The organism is Natrononativus amylolyticus, from assembly GCF_024362525.1.
GTDB classification, from domain to species: Archaea; Halobacteriota; Halobacteria; order Halobacteriales; family Natrialbaceae; genus Natrononativus; species Natrononativus amylolyticus.
On the sequence record NZ_CP101458.1, the window covers coordinates 1,083,909 to 1,100,262 of the forward strand.

Consider the following 16,354-nt stretch of genomic DNA (forward strand, 5'->3'; position numbering starts at 1 on the left):
CCACAAAAGAATTCCGCCGGTTCGGCGAGAACACGAAGGCAACAGCCCCGAACCGAAGGTGCCAGACATAGCAACGACCAGATGGTGGTCTACTCGCCGGACAACTCAGAACCCGTCGAGATCGTCGGCCTCTCGAGGTGCGTCACCCGTCACGGCCGGGACTGACGGCCGGAACGGCTCAGAAGTAGCCGAACAGCGTCCCCACGAGCACGAGCGCCCACATCCCGACGCCGGCGATCAGCATGTCGTTGAGCCGCGAGTCCCGCGTCGCCCGTCGGGCCGCGCCGCCGGCGATCAGCCCCAGCGCGGCGACGACGAGAATCCGCTGAAGGACGACGTCGACCGGCAGCGAGTCCACCCCGAGCAGGCCGTAGTCGACCCAGATCGCGACCGCCAGCGAGAGCGAGGCGACGATCGCCGCGTCGAGTCGGCGCTCGAGGCCGCTCGCGACCGCGTAGGTCGCGATCGGAATTCCCAGCGCGATCACCGGGTACAGCAGCGCCGCGATCACGTGCATCGTCAGGAACGGGGCGTTTCGCTCGAGGGCGACGCCGGCGAGTCGAACCCCCAAAAACAGCGTGAGGATCGTCGCAGCCAGAACGAGGTGGCGCGCCTCGAGGCGGTCGTAGGCGGCCTGGAGGCGGGCGCGGTCGACCTCGGTGAGCTGGGCGATGTCCTCGGTTTCGTCGGTTCGACTGCGCTGTTTGCCCACGCTCGCACTCGCAGTTAGCGCGAGGCCGGCGACTGCGGGAGCGACGATCATCCCCAGCAGGTCGACGAGCGTCGCCCAGCCGTCGGAGTCGGAGGGACCGGAGTTGCCGATGTTGATCCGCTGGATGTCGCTCTGGTTGTCCGTCTGGGGGAGCGCCATGAACTCGGATTCGATCTCGAGCTGGGCCGCCTCGACGCCGTCGACGCGGTGTCTGAGGGTGAACCAGTCGAAGTGTTCGGTGTGGCCCTGCATGGCGACCCACTGGTCGTCGGGGTTCGGGCTCTCGTAGAGGCGGATGTGAGAGCGCTCGCCGTAGTAATCGCCGTTGTCGAGCTGGAGGGTTTCGGTCGCCCAGTACGGATCGCCGTTGCCGTCGCCGGGGTCGATCCAGGCGTACCGGGTCGTCCCCGCGGCCTCCCCCCATTCGGTGCCGGTGGCGTGGTGGCCCTCGTCGGCGAGGAACGAGTAGGTCCCGGGTTCGGCGTCCTCCTCGTCCTCGTCGAGCGCTTCCCAGTCGCCGTCGCCCTCCTCGGTCATCAGCCGAACGACATCGTCGGTGTCGCCCCGGACGATGACGTTTATCGGACTCCGCTTCTCGTGGGATTCACGGGCGTTGAGGTAGGCCCAGAACCCGCTCTCAGAGTCCTCGAAGGAGACGACCTCCGGAGTCGCCTGCTCTTCCTCTTCGGGAGCGACGTCGCTGGCCGACGGCGAGGTGAGCAGCGACGGACCGCCGACGAAGAGAAACGCGATCGCGATAACCACGACGGCGATGACGATTGACCGGCGCATCTCGCGGGTGTATCACCGGCGGTGATATTAATGTATCCGTAGCGGTCGCGTCTGTCACCGTTCCCGCCGCTGACAGGCCGCTCGCTGGATCCCGTCTCAAACGCCCGGAATGCCGAGTGCGTCGGGCGCGATCACGCCGAGGAGGGTGAACGCGTAGACGATCGCCACCGCGACGACCCAGGCGACGAACCCGATTCCGACGGCGGTCCCCCAGCCGCCGGGATAGCGCCAGTTGATGACGCCGATCCAGGCGACGAGCATCAACAGAACGCCGACGATCGGGATCCAGCCGACCAGCAGGCTCGAGGCTGCCCAGACGATCGCGCCGACGAGCGCGGTCAGCGTCGCGTTCGCGAAGTCGGCCTCGCTATCGACGATCAGTCGCGCGCCGGCGAGAATCGCCACGGTACCGACGAGGAGGCTGAGCAGAAAGATCAGAACCGCATCAGCGACGGCCATCGCTTACGGTTTCCAGCTGAGTTCGATGTCGATCGTTTCCCGTTCGCCCCGGAGTACGGACGAGCGCTCGACGACCTCCACCGAGAGGTCGACGTTCTCCGGCGGGTGAAGCGACACCGTCTTGTTGCCGACGCTGACGGCGATCTCCTCGCCGCCGCGCTCGAACTCGGTGGCGAGTCCCTCGAGATAGGCCGCAAGCTCCGGGCGCGGGATCGTCTCCTCGGTCGTGGTTCGGTCGGCCATGGCCGTCCCTATCGGGGATCGGCCGCAAAAGTATGGGTCCCGAACGACGGTCCAACGCGGAGTTACTCCGCGAAACGCGGTGGTAACGAGCTGTTTCCTCGACAGCGGCTCCCGATCGAGTCCGCCCCAGGCGGTCGCCTCGCGGGCTGTCGCACGGCCGTCGGGCGGCCGCGGCGCCGATGGACGGCGACCGCGGGACCGCGAGCGACTGGTGGGTTTTTTGGCTCCGCGAGCGGTATCCGGCGACGATGGACGTTGACGTCGGAATCGTCGCCCAGCGGAACAACGAGCGTGCACAGTCCCTCGTCGCGGCGCTCATCGAGACGCTCGAGCCGGACGGCGTTCGGGTCGTCGTCGACGAGTCGACGGCCCCGGCGGTCGACGCCGAGGGGGTGCCGGTCGCGGCGATGGACGACTGTGACCTCGTCGTCAGCATCGGCGGCGACGGAACCTTCCTCTTCGTCGCTCGAGAGGCGGGATCCGCGCCGATCCTCGGCGTCAACCTCGGCGAGGTCGGGTTCCTGAACGCGGTCTCGCCGGCGGACGCCGTCGACGCCGTCTCGACGCTCGTCGCGCAGCTCCGGGAGACCGGCGGCGTCGACGGCCGCGAGGTCGTCCGCCTCGAGGCGAGCGGCGACGACTGGACGCTCGAGCCGGCGGTCAACGAGGTCGTCGTCCACGGGCCGCGCCGGGGCCACGGCGGCCGGACGGACGTCGAGATCCGCGTCGACGGCGACGCCTACGCCGCGAGCCGCGCCGACGGCGTGCTGGTCGCGACGCCGACGGGCTCGACCGCCTACAACCTGAGCGAGGGCGGGCCGCTGATCCGCCCGCCGGTCGACGCGCTCGTGATCGCCCAGATGTGCGCGACGGAGCGGGCGCCGCCGCTCGTCGTCGACGGCGACAGCGAGATCGAACTGCGCGTCTCGGGCTCGGACACCGCCTACGCGATCAGCGACGGCCGGAGCCGACGCGAACTCGAGCCGCCGGCGACGGTGACGGTCGAACTCGCCGACAGTCCGATCACGGTCGCCGGCCCCCGAGTGAACTTCTTCGACGCCCTCGGGAAACTCGAGTGAGTATCGTAGTCGTTGAAACGAGATACTCACCGGTCGCCGGGAACGGCCAGCGAGCACGCGCTGGCCGCACGTTCGCGACCGGGAGTGCGATGACGTTCAACGACTACTAGAACTCGTCCGCGGGTAAAAATCTATCAGAAGGGTTATACGACCGGGGGCGGTGCACTCGGGTATCCGATGTCGAAGCGAGCGCGACAGGCCGGCGACCCCGACGGCGAAGCGATCAACTGGCGCCAGACGGCCTCCGGGGTGACCGTCTACGACGAGGAGAACCCCGACGCGTGGGTTCACATGGAGTTCAAAGCGGGCGTGCCGCCGGAGCACCGCCTGTACATGGTCTGTGATGAGTGTGGCAGCGTGTTCGCCCAGCGCGGCAAACCCGGCAGCGGCACCCGCTGTGGGGAGTGTGGCGCGCTGTACGATCACGGCGACTGATCGGTCTCTCGGCCTCGAGGGAGTGGTGTTGGCGCGTGCGGGTTCGTCACCGGTCGGAGCCGGTGCTCCCGGCGACCGGGCGAATCCGGGCCGTTCGAGGCGGCGCCGACCCGCGGGCTGGGACGTCCGCGCGAGCGACGACCGCCGCGTCGACCCCCGCGAACGATAGCTAGTTACGGCGTCGTGGTGACCGCTCGAGTATGGAGGCGGCTCTGATCATCCTCGACGGCTGGGGTCTCAGCGACGGGACGGGCAGAGACGCGGTCGAAGCCGCACACACCCCGGTCTTCGACCGACTCTCGAGAAACGGCGCGACGGGACGGCTCGAAGTCGCGGGCCGGCGGGTCGGGCTTCCCGACGGGCAGATGGGCAACAGCGAGGTCGGCCACCTCAACATCGGCGCCGGCCGGGTGGTCCACCAGGAGTACACCCGTATCTCGGACTCCGTCGCCGACGGCTCCTTCCGCGAGAACGCCGCGATCACCCGGGCGTTCGACCACGCCCGCGAGCGCGACGGCCGCGTTCACTTTCTGGGCCTCGTCAGCGACGGCGGCGTCCACTCGGATCACGAACACCTCCACGCGCTGATCCGGATGGCCGCCGACCGCGAGGTCGAGGCGTTCACGCACGCGATTACCGACGGCCGGGACACCTCGCCGACCGGCGGCGAGGGCTACCTCGAGAGGCTCGAGGACGTGATCGACGACGCCGGTACCGGTCACGTCGCGACCGTTTCGGGGCGGTACTACGCGATGGATCGCGACCAGAACTGGGAGCGGACGAAGCGAGCCTACGACGCCATCGTGAACCGGGAGGCCGAGCACGCGGCCGAAAGCGGGCTCGCGGCCGTCCGAGAGGCCTACGACCGCGGCGAGACCGACGAGTTCGTCGAGCCGACGCTGGTGACGGGCGGGAGAACCGGGGAGGAGCCGAACGGCTTCGCGTTACGAGACGGCGACAGCGAGACGCCAGAGGCGTCTCGAGCAGCCGGAGTCGAAGACTCGGGCGACAGCGCTGAACACAGCGCAGCTGGCAGCCATCTTGCGCTGCAAGACGGCGACGCGGTCGTCTGGTTCAACTTCCGCTCCGACCGGGCCCGCCAGCTAACCCGACTGCTCGCGGACATCCGCCCCGAGAACTGGGCGAGCGAGTTCGAGACGCACCCGCCTGACGTCGAGGTCGTGGTGATGACCCAGTACGACAGGACGTTCGACCTCCCGGTCGCGTTCCCGCCGAACCAGCCCACGCAGGTGCTCGGGGAGGTGCTCGCAGACGCCGGAAAGACCCAGCTCAGGATCGCCGAATCCGAGAAGTACGCCCACGTCACCTACTTCTTGAACGGCGGCCGCGAGGTAGAGTTCGACGGCGAGCGCCGCGAAATCGTCGACAGTCCGGACGTCCCGACCTACGACCTGCGACCGGAGATGAGCGCCCCCGAAGTGACCGACGCCGCCATCGAGATCATCGAGCGTGAGGACCCGGACGTGCTCGTGCTCAACTACGCCAACCCCGACATGGTCGGCCACACGGGCGACTACCGGGCCGCCGTCGAGGCCGTCGAGGCCGTCGACACGCAGCTCGGGCGGCTGGCCGAGATTCTCGAGGCCCACGGCGCACACGTCCTCGTAACGGCGGATCACGGCAACGCCGACGACATGGGTACCGAGGAGGAGCCCCACACGGCGCACACGTACAACGACGTGCCGTTCGTCTACGTGGCACCCGACGGGACGGGTGGCGGGAAACGCGTCCGCGAGGACGGTACGCTCGCCGACATCGCGCCGACGCTGCTCTCGCTCGTCGACGTCGACCAGCCCCCCGAGATGACGGGCGAGAACGTACTCGAGTGAGGCGGCCGCATGCAGTCGACACGCGAAACTGCGACCACGACCGGAATCGACTCGATCCGCCCCGCGAAGCTCGCCGACGCCCCGACGCTAGCGCGGCTGTACCGGGCGGCCTACGCGACGAACGTCGAACTCGGCTTTCCCTCCCGGGCCGCCGAGGCCGACCGCGCCGCCCTCGAGAACTGGGTCCGGGAGGCGCGCCTCTACCTCGCGGTCCGCGCGGGTAAACTCCTCGGCAGCATCCGGTACCGCAACGAGGGGCGCTACGACGAGGAGGCCCCGGAGTTCGGCCGCCTCGCCGTCCCGCCGCGGGCTCGCGGGGCCGGCGTCGGGAGCGCGTTAGTCGGCCACGCCGAGGAGGTCGCCCGACGGGAAGGCGCCGACCGGCTCCGACTCCGGACGTTCGACGGCCACCCGTTCCTGCCGGCGATGTACCGCCGCCGGGGCTACGAGGACGTCCGGGTGCGCCGACTCGAGACCGCGCCGTTCGACGTCCTCCACATGGAAAAACGGCTGTAGGTGCCGCGGCTCCGGGACACCGACCGTTTTTGCAGCTACTCGCGCCTTTACGGTGACTCGCTCCCAGAAGTCGGCCATGACGGACGACCACCGCTTCGCGACGAACAGCGTCCACGCCGGCCAGGAACCGGACCCGACCACGGGCGCGCGGGCGCCGCCGATCTACCAGACGACCTCCTACGAGTTCGAGGACACCGAGCACGCGGCCGCCCTCTTCGGACTCGAGGAGTTCGGCAACATTTACTCGCGGATCATGAACCCGACGAACGCGATGTTAGAGGAGCGCATCGCGACCCTCGAGGGCGGCGTCGGCGCGCTCGCGACCTCGTCGGGGATGGCCGCCTTCGACCTGGCGACGTTCATCCTCGCTGACGTCGGCGACAACATCGTGAGCGCGTCGTCGCTGTACGGCGGCACGTACACCTACCTCACCCACACCGTCGCAAAGCGGGGGATCGAGACGAAATTCGTCGACACGCTCGAGTACGACGCCTACGACGAGGCGATCGACGACGACACCGCGTTCGTCCACCTCGAGACGATCGGCAACCCGGCGCTGGTGACGCCCGACATCGAGCGGATCGCCGACATCGCCCACGACCACGACGTCCCGCTGTTCGTCGACAACACGTTCGCGACGCCGTACCTGTGTCGTCCGATCGAACACGGCGCGGACCTCGTCTGGAACTCGACGACGAAGTGGATCCACGGCGCGGGCTCGACCGTCGGCGGCGTGCTCGTCGACGGCGGCACCTTCCCCTGGGACGAGGGCGACTACCCCGAACTCACGGAACCGAACCCGGCCTATCACGGCGTCAACTTCCACGAGACGTTCGGCGAGCAGGCGTTCTCGATCGCCGCTCGCACCCGCGGCCTGCGGGACCTGGGCAACCAGCAGTCGCCGTTCGACGCCTGGGTCACGCTCCAGAAACTCGAGTCACTCCCCCTTCGCATGGAGAAACACTGCGAGAACGCGATGGCCGTCGCGGAGTTCTTAGAGGCTCACCCCGACGTCGCGTGGGTCACCTACCCCGGTCTCGAGAGTCACGAGACGCACGACCACGCCAGCAAGTACCTGGACGGGGGGTACGGTGGGATGATCACGTTCGGGCTCGAAGGGGGCTACGACGCGGCCGAAACCGTCTGCAACGAGGTCGACCTGACGAGCCTGCTGGCGAACGTCGGCGACGCGAAGACGCTGATCATCCACCCGGCGAGCACGACCCACCAGCAACTCACGGAAGCGGAGAAGCTGGCCAGCGGCGTGACCGACGATCTCGTGCGGATCTCCGTGGGAATCGAGGACGTCGACGACGTGATCGCGGATCTCGAGGCGGCGATCGACGCTGCCTGAGCGCCCCGACCTGTGACGGGTGGGTGACGTCAGTCGGGTTGATCTCACCGGTGAGAGACACTCCGTTTCGTTCTGGTATCCCTCGTGCCATTAATACGTTCGAGCCCGCCGAGACCGCCGATAGTGTCGAAGCGGTCCCAGTTACCAATCGACAGTTATCGACGTATGAGATATCGAATAGGTTGTAGTAGAGTGCGTCGGGCGAGGTTTCCGAATGGAACGACCGCGGTCGTTTATTTGACGCGTCGCCGTTTCGTTTCGTACCATGTCACACGATTCGACCGACAATCGGGACGCCCAGATATCGGCGAGCCGAGAGACGATCCGCGAGTGGGCAGACGAACACGGCGCGATTCCGGTCCGGCACACCGCGGCGACGGAGGAAACTGAAGCGTTCGTTCTCGTTCCGGAGACGGAGGTCGACGAGGTCCACGAACGGGTAGAGTGGGACGTCTTCTTCGACGAGATGGACGAGCGGGACTACGTCGTCCGCTACTACAGCTCGTCGACCGCGGAGCCGTTTCACGTGATGGGGCGCGAGGAGGCGCTCGCCGGCGTCGACCGCGAACAGGTGGAGGAGAGCCTCCTCGAGGGCGAGACGGTTCGAAGCACGGTCACCGAAACCACCACCGTCGAGAGCGTCATCGTGGAGGAGGCGACGGTCGAGAGCGAACTCGCCGGCCGCGAGGTGCTCGACCAGCGCGTCGTCGACGCCGAACCGCTGAGCCGCGAGTGTACGAACTGCACGCTCGTCGACGATCGAACCGCCGACTACGACGGCTGGTTCGACAGCGACCGATACCTCGGTTCCGCCGCACTATACGAGCGCGACGCGACCGGCGCGGAAACCGAGACGGTAGAAACGGATACCGACGCCACCACCCTGGAGCAGGAGTTGCCGTACCGCCCCGAACTCGAGGTCGAGGAACGGTGGCTGGTCACGCGGGCGGTCGTCGAGCGGTTCACGGTCGAGAGCCGAATCGCCGACACCGACGTCACCGAGACGGACACCATCGAGGACCACGACATCGACGTCAGCGGGCTCCACCAGACGATCGCCGAGACGGGGATTCTCGAGAGTGATCTCTCGCCCGACGAGGTCATGACCCACTACGACATCGAGACCGAAATCGCCACGGACGACGTGATACACACCCACTTCGACCGCGAGCGCCTCGTCGAAGAGGAGGTCGTCGACCGCAAACGGCTCGACGTCGAGATCACCGGGGGCGACCTCCTCGACATGGAGATCGTTCGCTCCGAGGACCTCGCGGTCGAAGTCGCGGGAGACGAAGGGGACGAGCCGACCGGTGCGACGGACCCCGCGACCGACGAACCGGACGAGGCGACGGCTCGGACGGCGCTCTCGGAGGACGACGCCGGAAAGCGAGTGGTCGACGCCAGCGGGGAGGAGATCGGGATGGTCACGGCCGTCGAAGCGGACGAAAACGTGATGTACGTCGACGCACACCCGGGCATCACCGATCGTATCAAAGCCGCGTTCGACTGGGGGAACGCGGACGACGACGCCTTCCCGGTGCGCGGAGAACAGATCGGGCGCATCACCGACGACGAAGTCCAACTCGAGCACCAGAGCGATCTCGAAGGCGACGAACAGATGCACTGAGCGGTCCCCCGGGTACGGCTCAGACGATCCGGTTTCGCATTCCCTCGAGATCACCCGCCCGAAACCGCTCGTAGTTCTCCCGGAAGATCTCCGCGACTCGTTCGTAATACTGTGGCGTCGACCCCGCCATGTGCGGCGTGACGAGGACGTTCGGCAGGTCCCACAGCGGCGATTCCTGCGGAAGGGGTTCCTCCTCGAAGACGTCGAGGGCGGCGCCGGCGATCCGCCCCTGTTGGAGCCCCTCGACCAGCGCCGCCTCCTCGACGACCCCGCCGCGGGCGACGTTGACCAGCACCGCGTCGGACGGCATCGTCTCGAGGGCCGCCCCGTCGATCAGCCCCCGCGTCTCGTCGGTCAGCGGACAGGCGAGCACCAGGTACTCCGCGCGACGCAGCACCTCGTCGAGTTCCTCCGGCGGGTAGACCGTCTCGACGGCCGCCGGCGCGCTCGAGGGATCTCGCTTGGTTCCGATGACCGTCGAGCCGACGGCCGCGGCGAGCTCCGCGGTCCGGCCGCCGATCGCACCGAGACCGACGATACCGACGGTCTTGCGGGCGAGTTCGCCGCCTTCGGTACGGAGCCAGAGACCGTCCCCTTGCTGATCGCGGGCGGTGAACAGTTCTCGCTCGAAAGAGAGCATCGCCCCCAGCACCTGCTCGGCGATCGGCTGGGCGTGGACGCCCGCGGCGTTCGTGAGGACGATCCCCGCCGCCTCGAGCGCCTCGAGGTCGTAGTGGTCGTACCCCGCGCTGGTCGCCTGGGCCCACTCGAGGCGCTCCGCGCGCTCGCGCCACTCCGCGGGAAGGCGTGGGGTCATGGCGACGGTAGCGGTCTCGAACCCCGCGCGGGTTTCGGCGGGCGTCTCCGCGACGACCACCGAGACGCCCTCGAGCGACGAGAGCTCGGCCTCGAGGGTCGTCTTCGCCTCGCGAGAGAACGGGTGTGGAATCAGGAGTTCGTCGGTCATCGGCCGTAGCTGTGGCCGCCGGCGAGTTTGCTCTTTTCGTTCCCGCTGGCGAAGCGAAAGCCACGGCCGTTAAGGCACCGGCGGTCGACGGTGACGGCATGACAGCGGGGTTACTGCCGGGTGAAACCGCAGACCACGTTCGGACGGTCTGTCGAACCGCCGTGGGCGACAGCCTGCGGTCGGTCACCTACTTCACGCGGGACGACTTCGAGCAGCTGTACCTGCGCGGGGACCTCTCGCGGGACGCCGACCTCTCGACGTTCATCGGCCACGAGTGGCGCGGGTTTAAGACCACGCAAACGGCCTACGAGGGATCTGAACTGGGCGATTACCGCTACACGATACGGGCGTTCGACAACGGCTTTCTCGTTCGGGTGACCACCGACCGCGAGGGCGTGTTCGTCACGACGGACGGGCTGACGATGAAGGACTTCGAGGAGGTCGCCACCGCGCTCGGAACGATCCTCGAGAACCGAACCGATCGCTAACAAGCGTTAATCGTCGGCCGAAACCGACCGTACGTCGTTACCGGCCGTTACTGTCGATTCGACGTCGAGTTCCGCCTCGTCGACCGCAGCGCCGACCGGAAGGCCGCTGCGGTCGGAGTCCGTTCCGAGAAGACGCGCGAACCGTCGCTGTTCGGCAACGTGCTTATCAAGAGCCATGACCCCGACCGACGCCGACCGCACTCGTAGTTATGCGGGGCGAACACCGCTCTAACGGCGGCTTATTTCGCGCAACGGTTTCGCGGGCCGACGCCGGAGGGGTAACACGAGATTACGGGAGTCGACCGACGGCGCGAGCGTAACAGCCTTGCCGCAGAAACCCGATCCATCGAGCGATGACAGACCTTCCCGGGGCCGTCGACCGCGCGCTCGAGGCCCACGACTCGTTCGCTCCGACGGCGGATGGCTACGCACTCGAAACGACCGTCTTCGAGGCGATCGTCACCGCCGCGGAGGCGCCGGGCGAGCGCGACGGCGCCTTCCATCTGATCGTCGACCTGCCGTCGCTCTCGGCGGCAACCCACGACCCCGTCGATCCCGTCGTCGAGGACGGCTGGTTCGAGACGCTCGAGCGCCGCCTCGCGGACGTCTTCTCGGTGGCCCGCACGAGCACCCACGAGGAGCCACGGCTCGAGCGCGACCCGGAGCGCGTTCGCGTCGTCCTCGAGTACGTCGCCTGGGACGCCGAGGAGGGCGTCGACGACGCCAAGACACTGATCGAGTACGTCGAGGGAACGTACGCCCAGGGAATCATCCCCGGTTACGAGTACCGAGGCGCCGCCGCGACCCTGCTCGAGAGCGCCCAGCAGCGCGGCCAGCAGGCGGACGGCGAGCGCGGTGGGACGCCGCTGTGATGCTGCTGGCGGCTCACGCTACGCTTTCAGCAGCGACTCTCAGTTCCTCGAGGTCGGAATGGTCGGTGCCTGAAACGCTCCCGACCAGACATAACATAACAGGCAACTGGGGCCGAGGCGCGTGTGAGACGGCTCTTGCCCCCTTGCAACCACGTGTACAACTGCAGTTTTTATAAACTAAATTGGCCAATTCAAATGATTTGTAAATCAATTTCTAATGGTAATTCTCAGCGAACAGAACGCGCGTCGATCCGGCAACGGGTGGTCGGCCAGAGCCGGTGCCGAGAGGCGTGTCGGCTGATCGGCGAGCGACCGTTCGAGCGACGCAACCGACGGTCAGTCCATCGCGATGTACGTCTTCGTCCCTTCCACGCCGTCGAACCCCTGAATCTCGGAGGAGGAGGTCTTCAGAACGTCGTACACCTCGCCGGCGTCGACCTCGACGATGATGTCGAAGTTGCCCGCGACGATGTGGGCGCCTCCGACCGTCTCGAGGCTGCGGATCTCCTCGAGCAGGTGCTCTGACTGTCCGGATGCGGTCTTCACCATGATGTACGCGTGAACCATCGATCTCGGCGGTGTGATACACCATCACATGACTAAAGCCTTTGCCCAATTTTCTCCGCCCGGCGGGGCAAACTTATTGACGGGGGACGGCGTACCCTTGCCCATGCGGTTTGTCATCATTGGTGCCGGACGGGTCGGTCTGCGCACGGCGCGCGTCTTGCGCGAAGAGGGCCACGAGGTGACGCTCATCGAGCGCGACGAGGCGAAGGTCCGTCGCGCCCGCAACCAGGAGTTCACCGTCGTCCACGGCGACGGCTCGCGCGAAGAGCTTCTCAGAGAGGCGGGAGTCGAGGAGGCCGACGCCGTCGGCGCGCTCACGGGCGATCTGAACGCCAACTTCGCGGCGTGTATGATCGCCAAACACCACGCCTGCCGGACGATCATGCGGATCGACGAGGACTACCGCGAGGAGATCTACCGCAAGTACGCCGACGAGGTCGACGAGGTGATCTACCCCGAACGGCTCGGTGCGATGGGCGCGAAAAACGCCCTGCTGGGCGGCACGATCCGGGCGATCGCCGACATCGCACAGCACCTCCAGGTCGTCGAGCTCACGATCACCGACGACGCCCCCGTCCGGGGGTACACGATCAGCGAACTCCAGTTGCCGGCCGACGCCACGATGCTTGCGTTCGGCAAGCGCGGCGAGCCGCTCGAGATCCCCACCCCCGACGAGTCCCTCGAGACCGGCGACCGGCTGGTGGTGCTCGCGGACTTCGCGGTGTTGAGCGACGTCCGGCAGATCCTCGTCGGTAACTCGGCGACGAACGCGATCGCGAACGCGGAACGCGGAGGTGTCAACTGATGGTCACGGCATTCGTTATGGTCAAGGCGAACACGGGCGAGGCGGACAGACTGAGAGACAGCATCGAGGGGATCGACGGCGTGGAGGCGGCCCACATCGTCGCCGGCGACGTCGACATCATCGCGAAGGCGCGCGTCGACACGCCCGGCGAGGTAAAGGAGATCGCGGCGAGCCAGATCCAGGGTATCCGCGGCGTCGAGGACACGCAGACGTACATCGCGATGGACTAAGGAACGACCTTTTACGCTGCGGGCGCGGCAAAGCCGCGCCCGCAGCGTAAAAGCTCTCCTCTCTTCCCGCCAGCCGCGCGACGCGCGGCTTCCGGGTCGATCGTCGGCCCGCTCGCCTCTCCGAGGCTCGCGGTGAGTGCAGGAAACGGCCTGCCCTTCCCCGAGTTACGCGGCTCTCGCAATGCTCGAGCCGCGTGCCCGGCCGTGTGACGGTTACTACAGAATGAGCAGAATCGCTCGGTTGCGAGAATTGACTCGAGACCCGCTCAGTGCTCGAGTTCCTGGACGTCGTGTTCTTCGGTGAACGACTCGAGCCACGCCTTCTGTTCCTCGAGTCGGGGGGTCCGCTCGGCGTAGACGTGATCGAAGATTTCGTCGCGTTCGGGGGCTGGCGCCTCCTCGGCGGTGTCGACCGCCTCCGCGAGTTCGTCGTCGGCCTCCGCCTCGATCGTCTCGGCGAGTTCGTCGTCGAGGAGGCCCTGCTCGCGGAGGTACGTTTCGTAGCGCTCGAGCGGATCGGCGGTGCGCCACTCCGGGAGGTCGTCGCGCTCCTCGCGGTAGCGGGAGGGGTCGTCGCTCGTCGTGTGGGCGCCCTGACGGTAGGTCAGGCTCTCGACGAGGACCGGTTCGCCCTCGCGGGCGGACTCGAGCGCCTCGGAGACCGTTTCGCGGACAGCGAGTGGGTCGTTGCCGTCGACCTGCGTGCCCGAGAAACCGTAGGCCTCGGCCTTCTGGGCGATGGTGTCGCTCGCGGTCTGTTTCTCCCGTGGCAGCGAGATGGCCCAGTCGTTGTTCTCACAGAAGAAGACGACCGGCGCCTCGAAGACGCCGGCGAAGTTGAGCCCCTCGTGGAAGTCGCCCTCGCTGGTCGCGCCGTCGCCGAAGTAACAGCAGACCGCGGCGTCGTCGTCCGCGTAGTTCGCGGCCATCCCGATCCCCGCGGCGTGGGGGATCTGGGTCGCGATCGGCACCGCCTGCGGGAAGACGTTCAGGTCGTGGCCGGAGGTGTACTCCGCGTAGCCCCGGCGGAACAGCAGGATGTCGCTCATCGGCACCCCGAAGGCGATCTGCATCGCGTTCGAGCGGTAGGTCGGCACGAGCCAGTCGTCGCCGGCCAGCGCGTGGGCAGCGCCCACCTGCGAGGCCTCCTGACCCTTGTACGGCGGGTAGCCGCTCATCCAGCCCCGGCGCTGTAATGCGAGCGCGCGCTCGTCGAATCGGCGCGTCCGGACCACGTCGCGATAGAGCGCGATCGCCTCCTCGTCGCCGTACGGCGTCTCGTCGAGGTCGCGCTCCCCGATAACTCGGTTCATGCCCGGTGTCTCTCGCGCGGGTATCAAAGCGGTTCCGATACCGAAAAGAGCGTGCACCCGCTAGCGACGATTATGGTGTCGCTCGTCTCGGTGATCGGCCTTCTCGTGATCCTCCTGATCAACACGCTGTTCGCGGCCGTCGCCACCCGGTTTCTGCGCATTCGACTCGAGACGCATTGGGGGACGCTGCTGTACGTGCTCGTCCTGATTCCGATGGTGTTGTTCGTCTTCACGCTGGTGTTGAGCGGCCCGCTCGGTCTCGGCGCGGACCTGGGGTCGACCGAGATGGTGTTCACCGTCGTCATCGGCATCCCGCTCGCGCTGGGGTACACCATCGACGTGTTCTGGATGCCACACCCCGACGACGTCGAACTGCCGGAGACGACGGAGAACTGATCACTCCTCGAGGACGTTCGCGAGCACCGATTCGACCCGTTCCAGGACGTCCTCCGGCGGGCGGGTCGCGTCGACGCGGACGAACCGATCGGGCTCACCCCGGATCAGCCGCTCGTAATTGGCCTGGACCGCAGAGAGGTACGCCTCGTGTTCGAACTTGTTGGTCTGGCCCGCGCGGGCGGCCGCGGTCTCGGGGTCGACGTCGAGGTAGATCGTGAGATCCGGATCGGTCGAGAACGCGCGGTGGACGCCGACGACGTACTCCATCGGACGGACGATCCTCCCCTCGAGGCTCGCCCCCTGGTAGGCGTACCGGGAGTCGGAGTACCGATCCGAGATCACGAGGTCGCCGCGCTCGAGGGCTGGTTCGATCAGCCGCGAGAGGTGGTCGGCGTGGTCTGCGGTGTACAGAAACAGCTCGGCGAGCGGGTCGGCGTCGTCGTCGGCGATCGAGCGGTAGACGGCCTCGCCGTACCAGGAGCCGGTCTCGCCCGAGGTCGGTTCGGAGGTGAACACCGCCTCGGGGTAGACGTCATGGAGCGCCTCCCAGACCGTCGTCTTGCCGCTGCCGTCCAGTCCCTCGAGCGTAACGAGCATACCCGTCAGTCTCGCCGGTAGCTACTAGAATCTGTCGAGAGCAGCGATCGTTCCCGCTGAACCATTACAGTGTAGCCTTCTAGTTATTTACCGCTCGAGACACAGTACTCGAGTATGCGAATCCTCGTCGCAGGCGGCAGCGGCTTCATCGGCACGAACCTGACCGCGGAACTGGTCGACCGCGGTCACGAGGTAACCGTGCTCTCGCGCAGCCCCGAGAGCGACGACCTCCCGGACGGGGTGTCGACGGCGATGGGCGACGCCACCGCCTACGACTCCATCGCCGACTCCGTGGCCGGACACGACGTCGTCGTCAACCTCGTTTCGCTCTCGCCGCTGTTTCAGCCCTCGGGTGACAGGAGCCACGAGGACGTCCACCTCGGGGGAACCGAGAACCTCGTCAGAGCCGCCGAGGAAGGAGACGTCCCGCGGTTCGTCCAGATGAGCGGCCTCGGCGTCGATCCGAACGGGCCGACCGAGTTCCTCCGGGCGAAGGGGAAAGCCGAGGAGGTCGTCCGGGAGTCGGACCGCGCGTGGACGATCTTCCGGCCCTCGGTCGTCTTCGGCGACGGCGCCGAGTTCATCGAGTTCACGAAACTGGTGACGACGCCGTACGTCACGGGGCTCCCCGCCGGGGGGGAGACGCGGTTTCAGCCGATCTGGGTCGGCGATCTGGTTCCGATGCTGGCCGACGCGCTCGAGGACGACGAACACGTCGGGGAGACCTACGAACTCGGCGGCCCCGACGTGCTGTCGCTCGCGGACGTGACGGAACTCGCGTACGAAGCCGAGGGGAAGTCGGTCGCAATCGTCCCGGTGCCGATGCCGCTGGCGAAACTCGGGCTCACCGTCGCCGGGCCGATCCCGTTCGTCCCGTTCGGTCCGGATCAGGCGCGCTCGCTGAAGGTGGACAACGTCGTCAGCCGGAACGACATCGCCGCGTTCGGCCGGTCAGAGAGCGATCTGAAGACCCTCCGGGAGTACCTCGGCCTCGAGACGCGGGCGACCAGCGACCCCCCGCGCGAGACCGCGTAGCGCCGCGCCGATCGGGA

General features: G+C 67.4%; 20 protein-coding genes. 12 read left to right on the forward strand and 8 right to left on the reverse strand.

Annotated elements, in window-relative coordinates; translation table 11 throughout:
- Window positions 1-178: 178 nt before the first annotated feature.
- From NMQ11_RS05600 to NMQ11_RS05610, 3 genes are all read right to left on the reverse strand, one after another.
- Window positions 179-1,504, reverse strand: a complete 1,326-nt coding sequence (locus tag NMQ11_RS05600) for a hypothetical protein (RefSeq protein WP_255170424.1) — start codon at window positions 1,502-1,504, stop codon at window positions 179-181.
- Between the two features lie 96 nt (window positions 1,505-1,600).
- Window positions 1,601-1,963 carry a hypothetical protein gene (locus tag NMQ11_RS05605; protein WP_255170425.1) on the reverse strand — a complete coding sequence of 121 codons (363 nt, stop codon included), beginning with the start codon at window positions 1,961-1,963 and terminating at the stop codon, window positions 1,601-1,603.
- Between the two features lie 3 nt (window positions 1,964-1,966).
- Entirely contained in the window at window positions 1,967-2,206 is a 240-nt protein-coding gene (locus tag NMQ11_RS05610) for an amphi-Trp domain-containing protein (protein WP_255170426.1), read from the reverse strand.
- Between the two features lie 248 nt (window positions 2,207-2,454).
- Here NMQ11_RS05610 and NMQ11_RS05615 point away from each other — a divergent pair, with 248 nt between their 5' ends.
- The 6 genes from NMQ11_RS05615 (at window position 2,455) to NMQ11_RS05640 (ending at window position 9,067) form a co-directional block, all read left to right on the forward strand.
- Entirely contained in the window at window positions 2,455-3,285 is an 831-nt protein-coding gene (locus NMQ11_RS05615; RefSeq protein ID WP_255170427.1) for an NAD(+)/NADH kinase, read from the forward strand.
- Between the two features lie 177 nt (window positions 3,286-3,462).
- Window positions 3,463-3,720 (forward strand): hypothetical protein, encoded by a 258-nt coding sequence (locus NMQ11_RS05620; RefSeq protein WP_255170428.1) that lies wholly within the window; start codon window positions 3,463-3,465, stop codon window positions 3,718-3,720.
- Between the two features lie 200 nt (window positions 3,721-3,920).
- Window positions 3,921-5,570: a 2,3-bisphosphoglycerate-independent phosphoglycerate mutase gene (gene gpmI / locus NMQ11_RS05625; RefSeq protein WP_255170429.1), complete on the forward strand. Its 1,650-nt coding sequence runs from the start codon at window positions 3,921-3,923 to the stop codon at window positions 5,568-5,570.
- 9 nt (window positions 5,571-5,579) lie between these two features.
- Window positions 5,580-6,086 carry a GNAT family N-acetyltransferase gene (locus tag NMQ11_RS05630; RefSeq protein WP_255170430.1) on the forward strand — a complete coding sequence of 169 codons (507 nt, stop codon included), beginning with the start codon at window positions 5,580-5,582 and terminating at the stop codon, window positions 6,084-6,086.
- 76 nt (window positions 6,087-6,162) lie between these two features.
- Window positions 6,163-7,440 (forward strand): O-acetylhomoserine aminocarboxypropyltransferase/cysteine synthase family protein, encoded by a 1,278-nt coding sequence (locus NMQ11_RS05635; RefSeq protein ID WP_255170431.1) that lies wholly within the window; start codon window positions 6,163-6,165, stop codon window positions 7,438-7,440.
- Window positions 7,441-7,705: 265 nt separating this feature from the next.
- Window positions 7,706-9,067 (forward strand): hypothetical protein, encoded by a 1,362-nt coding sequence (locus NMQ11_RS05640; RefSeq protein ID WP_255170432.1) that lies wholly within the window; start codon window positions 7,706-7,708, stop codon window positions 9,065-9,067.
- A gap of 19 nt (window positions 9,068-9,086) precedes the next feature.
- On the opposite strand, the gene NMQ11_RS05645 is transcribed toward NMQ11_RS05640, so the two are convergent.
- A complete protein-coding gene (locus tag NMQ11_RS05645; RefSeq protein WP_255170433.1) occupies window positions 9,087-10,034 on the reverse strand; it encodes a D-2-hydroxyacid dehydrogenase in 948 nt (315 codons plus the stop codon).
- A gap of 98 nt (window positions 10,035-10,132) precedes the next feature.
- Between NMQ11_RS05645 and NMQ11_RS05650 the strand changes: the two genes are divergently transcribed.
- Window positions 10,133-10,522, forward strand: coding sequence for a DUF7522 family protein (locus NMQ11_RS05650; RefSeq protein WP_255170434.1), 390 nt, complete (start codon window positions 10,133-10,135; stop codon window positions 10,520-10,522).
- Between the two features lie 6 nt (window positions 10,523-10,528).
- On the opposite strand, the gene NMQ11_RS05655 is transcribed toward NMQ11_RS05650, so the two are convergent.
- On the reverse strand, window positions 10,529-10,699 hold the full coding sequence (locus tag NMQ11_RS05655) for a hypothetical protein (RefSeq protein WP_255170435.1): 171 nt from the start codon (window positions 10,697-10,699) through the stop codon (window positions 10,529-10,531).
- 176 nt (window positions 10,700-10,875) lie between these two features.
- On the opposite strand from NMQ11_RS05655, the gene NMQ11_RS05660 reads away from it, so the two are divergent.
- Window positions 10,876-11,394 (forward strand): DUF5813 family protein, encoded by a 519-nt coding sequence (locus NMQ11_RS05660; RefSeq protein ID WP_255170436.1) that lies wholly within the window; start codon window positions 10,876-10,878, stop codon window positions 11,392-11,394.
- A gap of 336 nt (window positions 11,395-11,730) precedes the next feature.
- Here the strand turns inward: NMQ11_RS05660 and NMQ11_RS05665 are convergent, their stop codons facing one another.
- A complete protein-coding gene (locus NMQ11_RS05665) occupies window positions 11,731-11,961 on the reverse strand; it encodes an Lrp/AsnC family transcriptional regulator (RefSeq protein ID WP_255170437.1) in 231 nt (76 codons plus the stop codon).
- A 103-nt stretch (window positions 11,962-12,064) separates the two neighbouring features.
- On the opposite strand from NMQ11_RS05665, the gene NMQ11_RS05670 reads away from it, so the two are divergent.
- Window positions 12,065-12,766 carry a potassium channel family protein gene (locus NMQ11_RS05670; protein WP_255170438.1) on the forward strand — a complete coding sequence of 234 codons (702 nt, stop codon included), beginning with the start codon at window positions 12,065-12,067 and terminating at the stop codon, window positions 12,764-12,766.
- The gene (locus NMQ11_RS05675) at window positions 12,766-12,996 is read left to right on the forward strand and encodes an Lrp/AsnC family transcriptional regulator (protein ID WP_255170439.1); all 231 of its coding nucleotides are present in this window, start codon (window positions 12,766-12,768) and stop codon (window positions 12,994-12,996) included. The genes NMQ11_RS05670 and NMQ11_RS05675 overlap by 1 nt, the downstream gene beginning before the upstream one ends.
- A gap of 266 nt (window positions 12,997-13,262) precedes the next feature.
- On the opposite strand, the gene pdhA is transcribed toward NMQ11_RS05675, so the two are convergent.
- Window positions 13,263-14,309: a pyruvate dehydrogenase (acetyl-transferring) E1 component subunit alpha gene (gene pdhA / locus NMQ11_RS05680; protein ID WP_255170440.1), complete on the reverse strand. Its 1,047-nt coding sequence runs from the start codon at window positions 14,307-14,309 to the stop codon at window positions 13,263-13,265.
- Window positions 14,310-14,381: 72 nt separating this feature from the next.
- On the opposite strand from pdhA, the gene NMQ11_RS05685 reads away from it, so the two are divergent.
- The gene (locus NMQ11_RS05685; RefSeq protein WP_255170441.1) at window positions 14,382-14,705 is read left to right on the forward strand and encodes a DUF7991 family protein; all 324 of its coding nucleotides are present in this window, start codon (window positions 14,382-14,384) and stop codon (window positions 14,703-14,705) included.
- Here the strand turns inward: NMQ11_RS05685 and tmk are convergent, their stop codons facing one another.
- Window positions 14,706-15,302, reverse strand: a complete 597-nt coding sequence (gene tmk / locus NMQ11_RS05690; protein ID WP_255170442.1) for a dTMP kinase — start codon at window positions 15,300-15,302, stop codon at window positions 14,706-14,708.
- A 114-nt stretch (window positions 15,303-15,416) separates the two neighbouring features.
- Between tmk and NMQ11_RS05695 the strand changes: the two genes are divergently transcribed.
- Complete coding sequence (locus NMQ11_RS05695) at window positions 15,417-16,337, forward strand: complex I NDUFA9 subunit family protein (RefSeq protein WP_255170443.1); 921 nt, start codon at window positions 15,417-15,419, stop codon at window positions 16,335-16,337.
- The last annotated feature ends 17 nt before the right edge of the window (window positions 16,338-16,354 follow it).

What these genes read in the sequence shown, in the direction of transcription:
- NMQ11_RS05615 (WP_255170427.1), top strand. Translation starts at nt 2,455, where the DNA reads ATGGACGTTGACGTCGGAATCGTCGCCCAGCGGAACAACGAGCGTGCA.
- NMQ11_RS05670 (WP_255170438.1), top strand. Translation starts at nt 12,065, where the DNA reads ATGCGGTTTGTCATCATTGGTGCCGGACGGGTCGGTCTGCGCACGGCG.
- NMQ11_RS05645 (WP_255170433.1), bottom strand. Translation starts at nt 10,034, where the DNA reads ATGACCGACGAACTCCTGATTCCACACCCGTTCTCTCGCGAGGCGAAG.
- NMQ11_RS05675 (WP_255170439.1), top strand. Translation starts at nt 12,766, where the DNA reads ATGGTCACGGCATTCGTTATGGTCAAGGCGAACACGGGCGAGGCGGAC.
- NMQ11_RS05650 (WP_255170434.1), top strand. Translation starts at nt 10,133, where the DNA reads ATGACAGCGGGGTTACTGCCGGGTGAAACCGCAGACCACGTTCGGACG.
- NMQ11_RS05695 (WP_255170443.1), top strand. Translation starts at nt 15,417, where the DNA reads ATGCGAATCCTCGTCGCAGGCGGCAGCGGCTTCATCGGCACGAACCTG.
- pdhA (WP_255170440.1), bottom strand. Translation starts at nt 14,309, where the DNA reads ATGAACCGAGTTATCGGGGAGCGCGACCTCGACGAGACGCCGTACGGC.
- NMQ11_RS05640 (WP_255170432.1), top strand. Translation starts at nt 7,706, where the DNA reads ATGTCACACGATTCGACCGACAATCGGGACGCCCAGATATCGGCGAGC.
- NMQ11_RS05620 (WP_255170428.1), top strand. Translation starts at nt 3,463, where the DNA reads ATGTCGAAGCGAGCGCGACAGGCCGGCGACCCCGACGGCGAAGCGATC.
- NMQ11_RS05600 (WP_255170424.1), bottom strand. Translation starts at nt 1,504, where the DNA reads ATGCGCCGGTCAATCGTCATCGCCGTCGTGGTTATCGCGATCGCGTTT.
- NMQ11_RS05630 (WP_255170430.1), top strand. Translation starts at nt 5,580, where the DNA reads ATGCAGTCGACACGCGAAACTGCGACCACGACCGGAATCGACTCGATC.
- gpmI (WP_255170429.1), top strand. Translation starts at nt 3,921, where the DNA reads ATGGAGGCGGCTCTGATCATCCTCGACGGCTGGGGTCTCAGCGACGGG.
- NMQ11_RS05605 (WP_255170425.1), bottom strand. Translation starts at nt 1,963, where the DNA reads ATGGCCGTCGCTGATGCGGTTCTGATCTTTCTGCTCAGCCTCCTCGTC.
- NMQ11_RS05655 (WP_255170435.1), bottom strand. Translation starts at nt 10,699, where the DNA reads ATGGCTCTTGATAAGCACGTTGCCGAACAGCGACGGTTCGCGCGTCTT.
- tmk (WP_255170442.1), bottom strand. Translation starts at nt 15,302, where the DNA reads ATGCTCGTTACGCTCGAGGGACTGGACGGCAGCGGCAAGACGACGGTC.
- NMQ11_RS05635 (WP_255170431.1), top strand. Translation starts at nt 6,163, where the DNA reads ATGACGGACGACCACCGCTTCGCGACGAACAGCGTCCACGCCGGCCAG.
- NMQ11_RS05610 (WP_255170426.1), bottom strand. Translation starts at nt 2,206, where the DNA reads ATGGCCGACCGAACCACGACCGAGGAGACGATCCCGCGCCCGGAGCTT.
- NMQ11_RS05665 (WP_255170437.1), bottom strand. Translation starts at nt 11,961, where the DNA reads ATGGTTCACGCGTACATCATGGTGAAGACCGCATCCGGACAGTCAGAG.
- NMQ11_RS05685 (WP_255170441.1), top strand. Translation starts at nt 14,382, where the DNA reads ATGGTGTCGCTCGTCTCGGTGATCGGCCTTCTCGTGATCCTCCTGATC.
- NMQ11_RS05660 (WP_255170436.1), top strand. Translation starts at nt 10,876, where the DNA reads ATGACAGACCTTCCCGGGGCCGTCGACCGCGCGCTCGAGGCCCACGAC.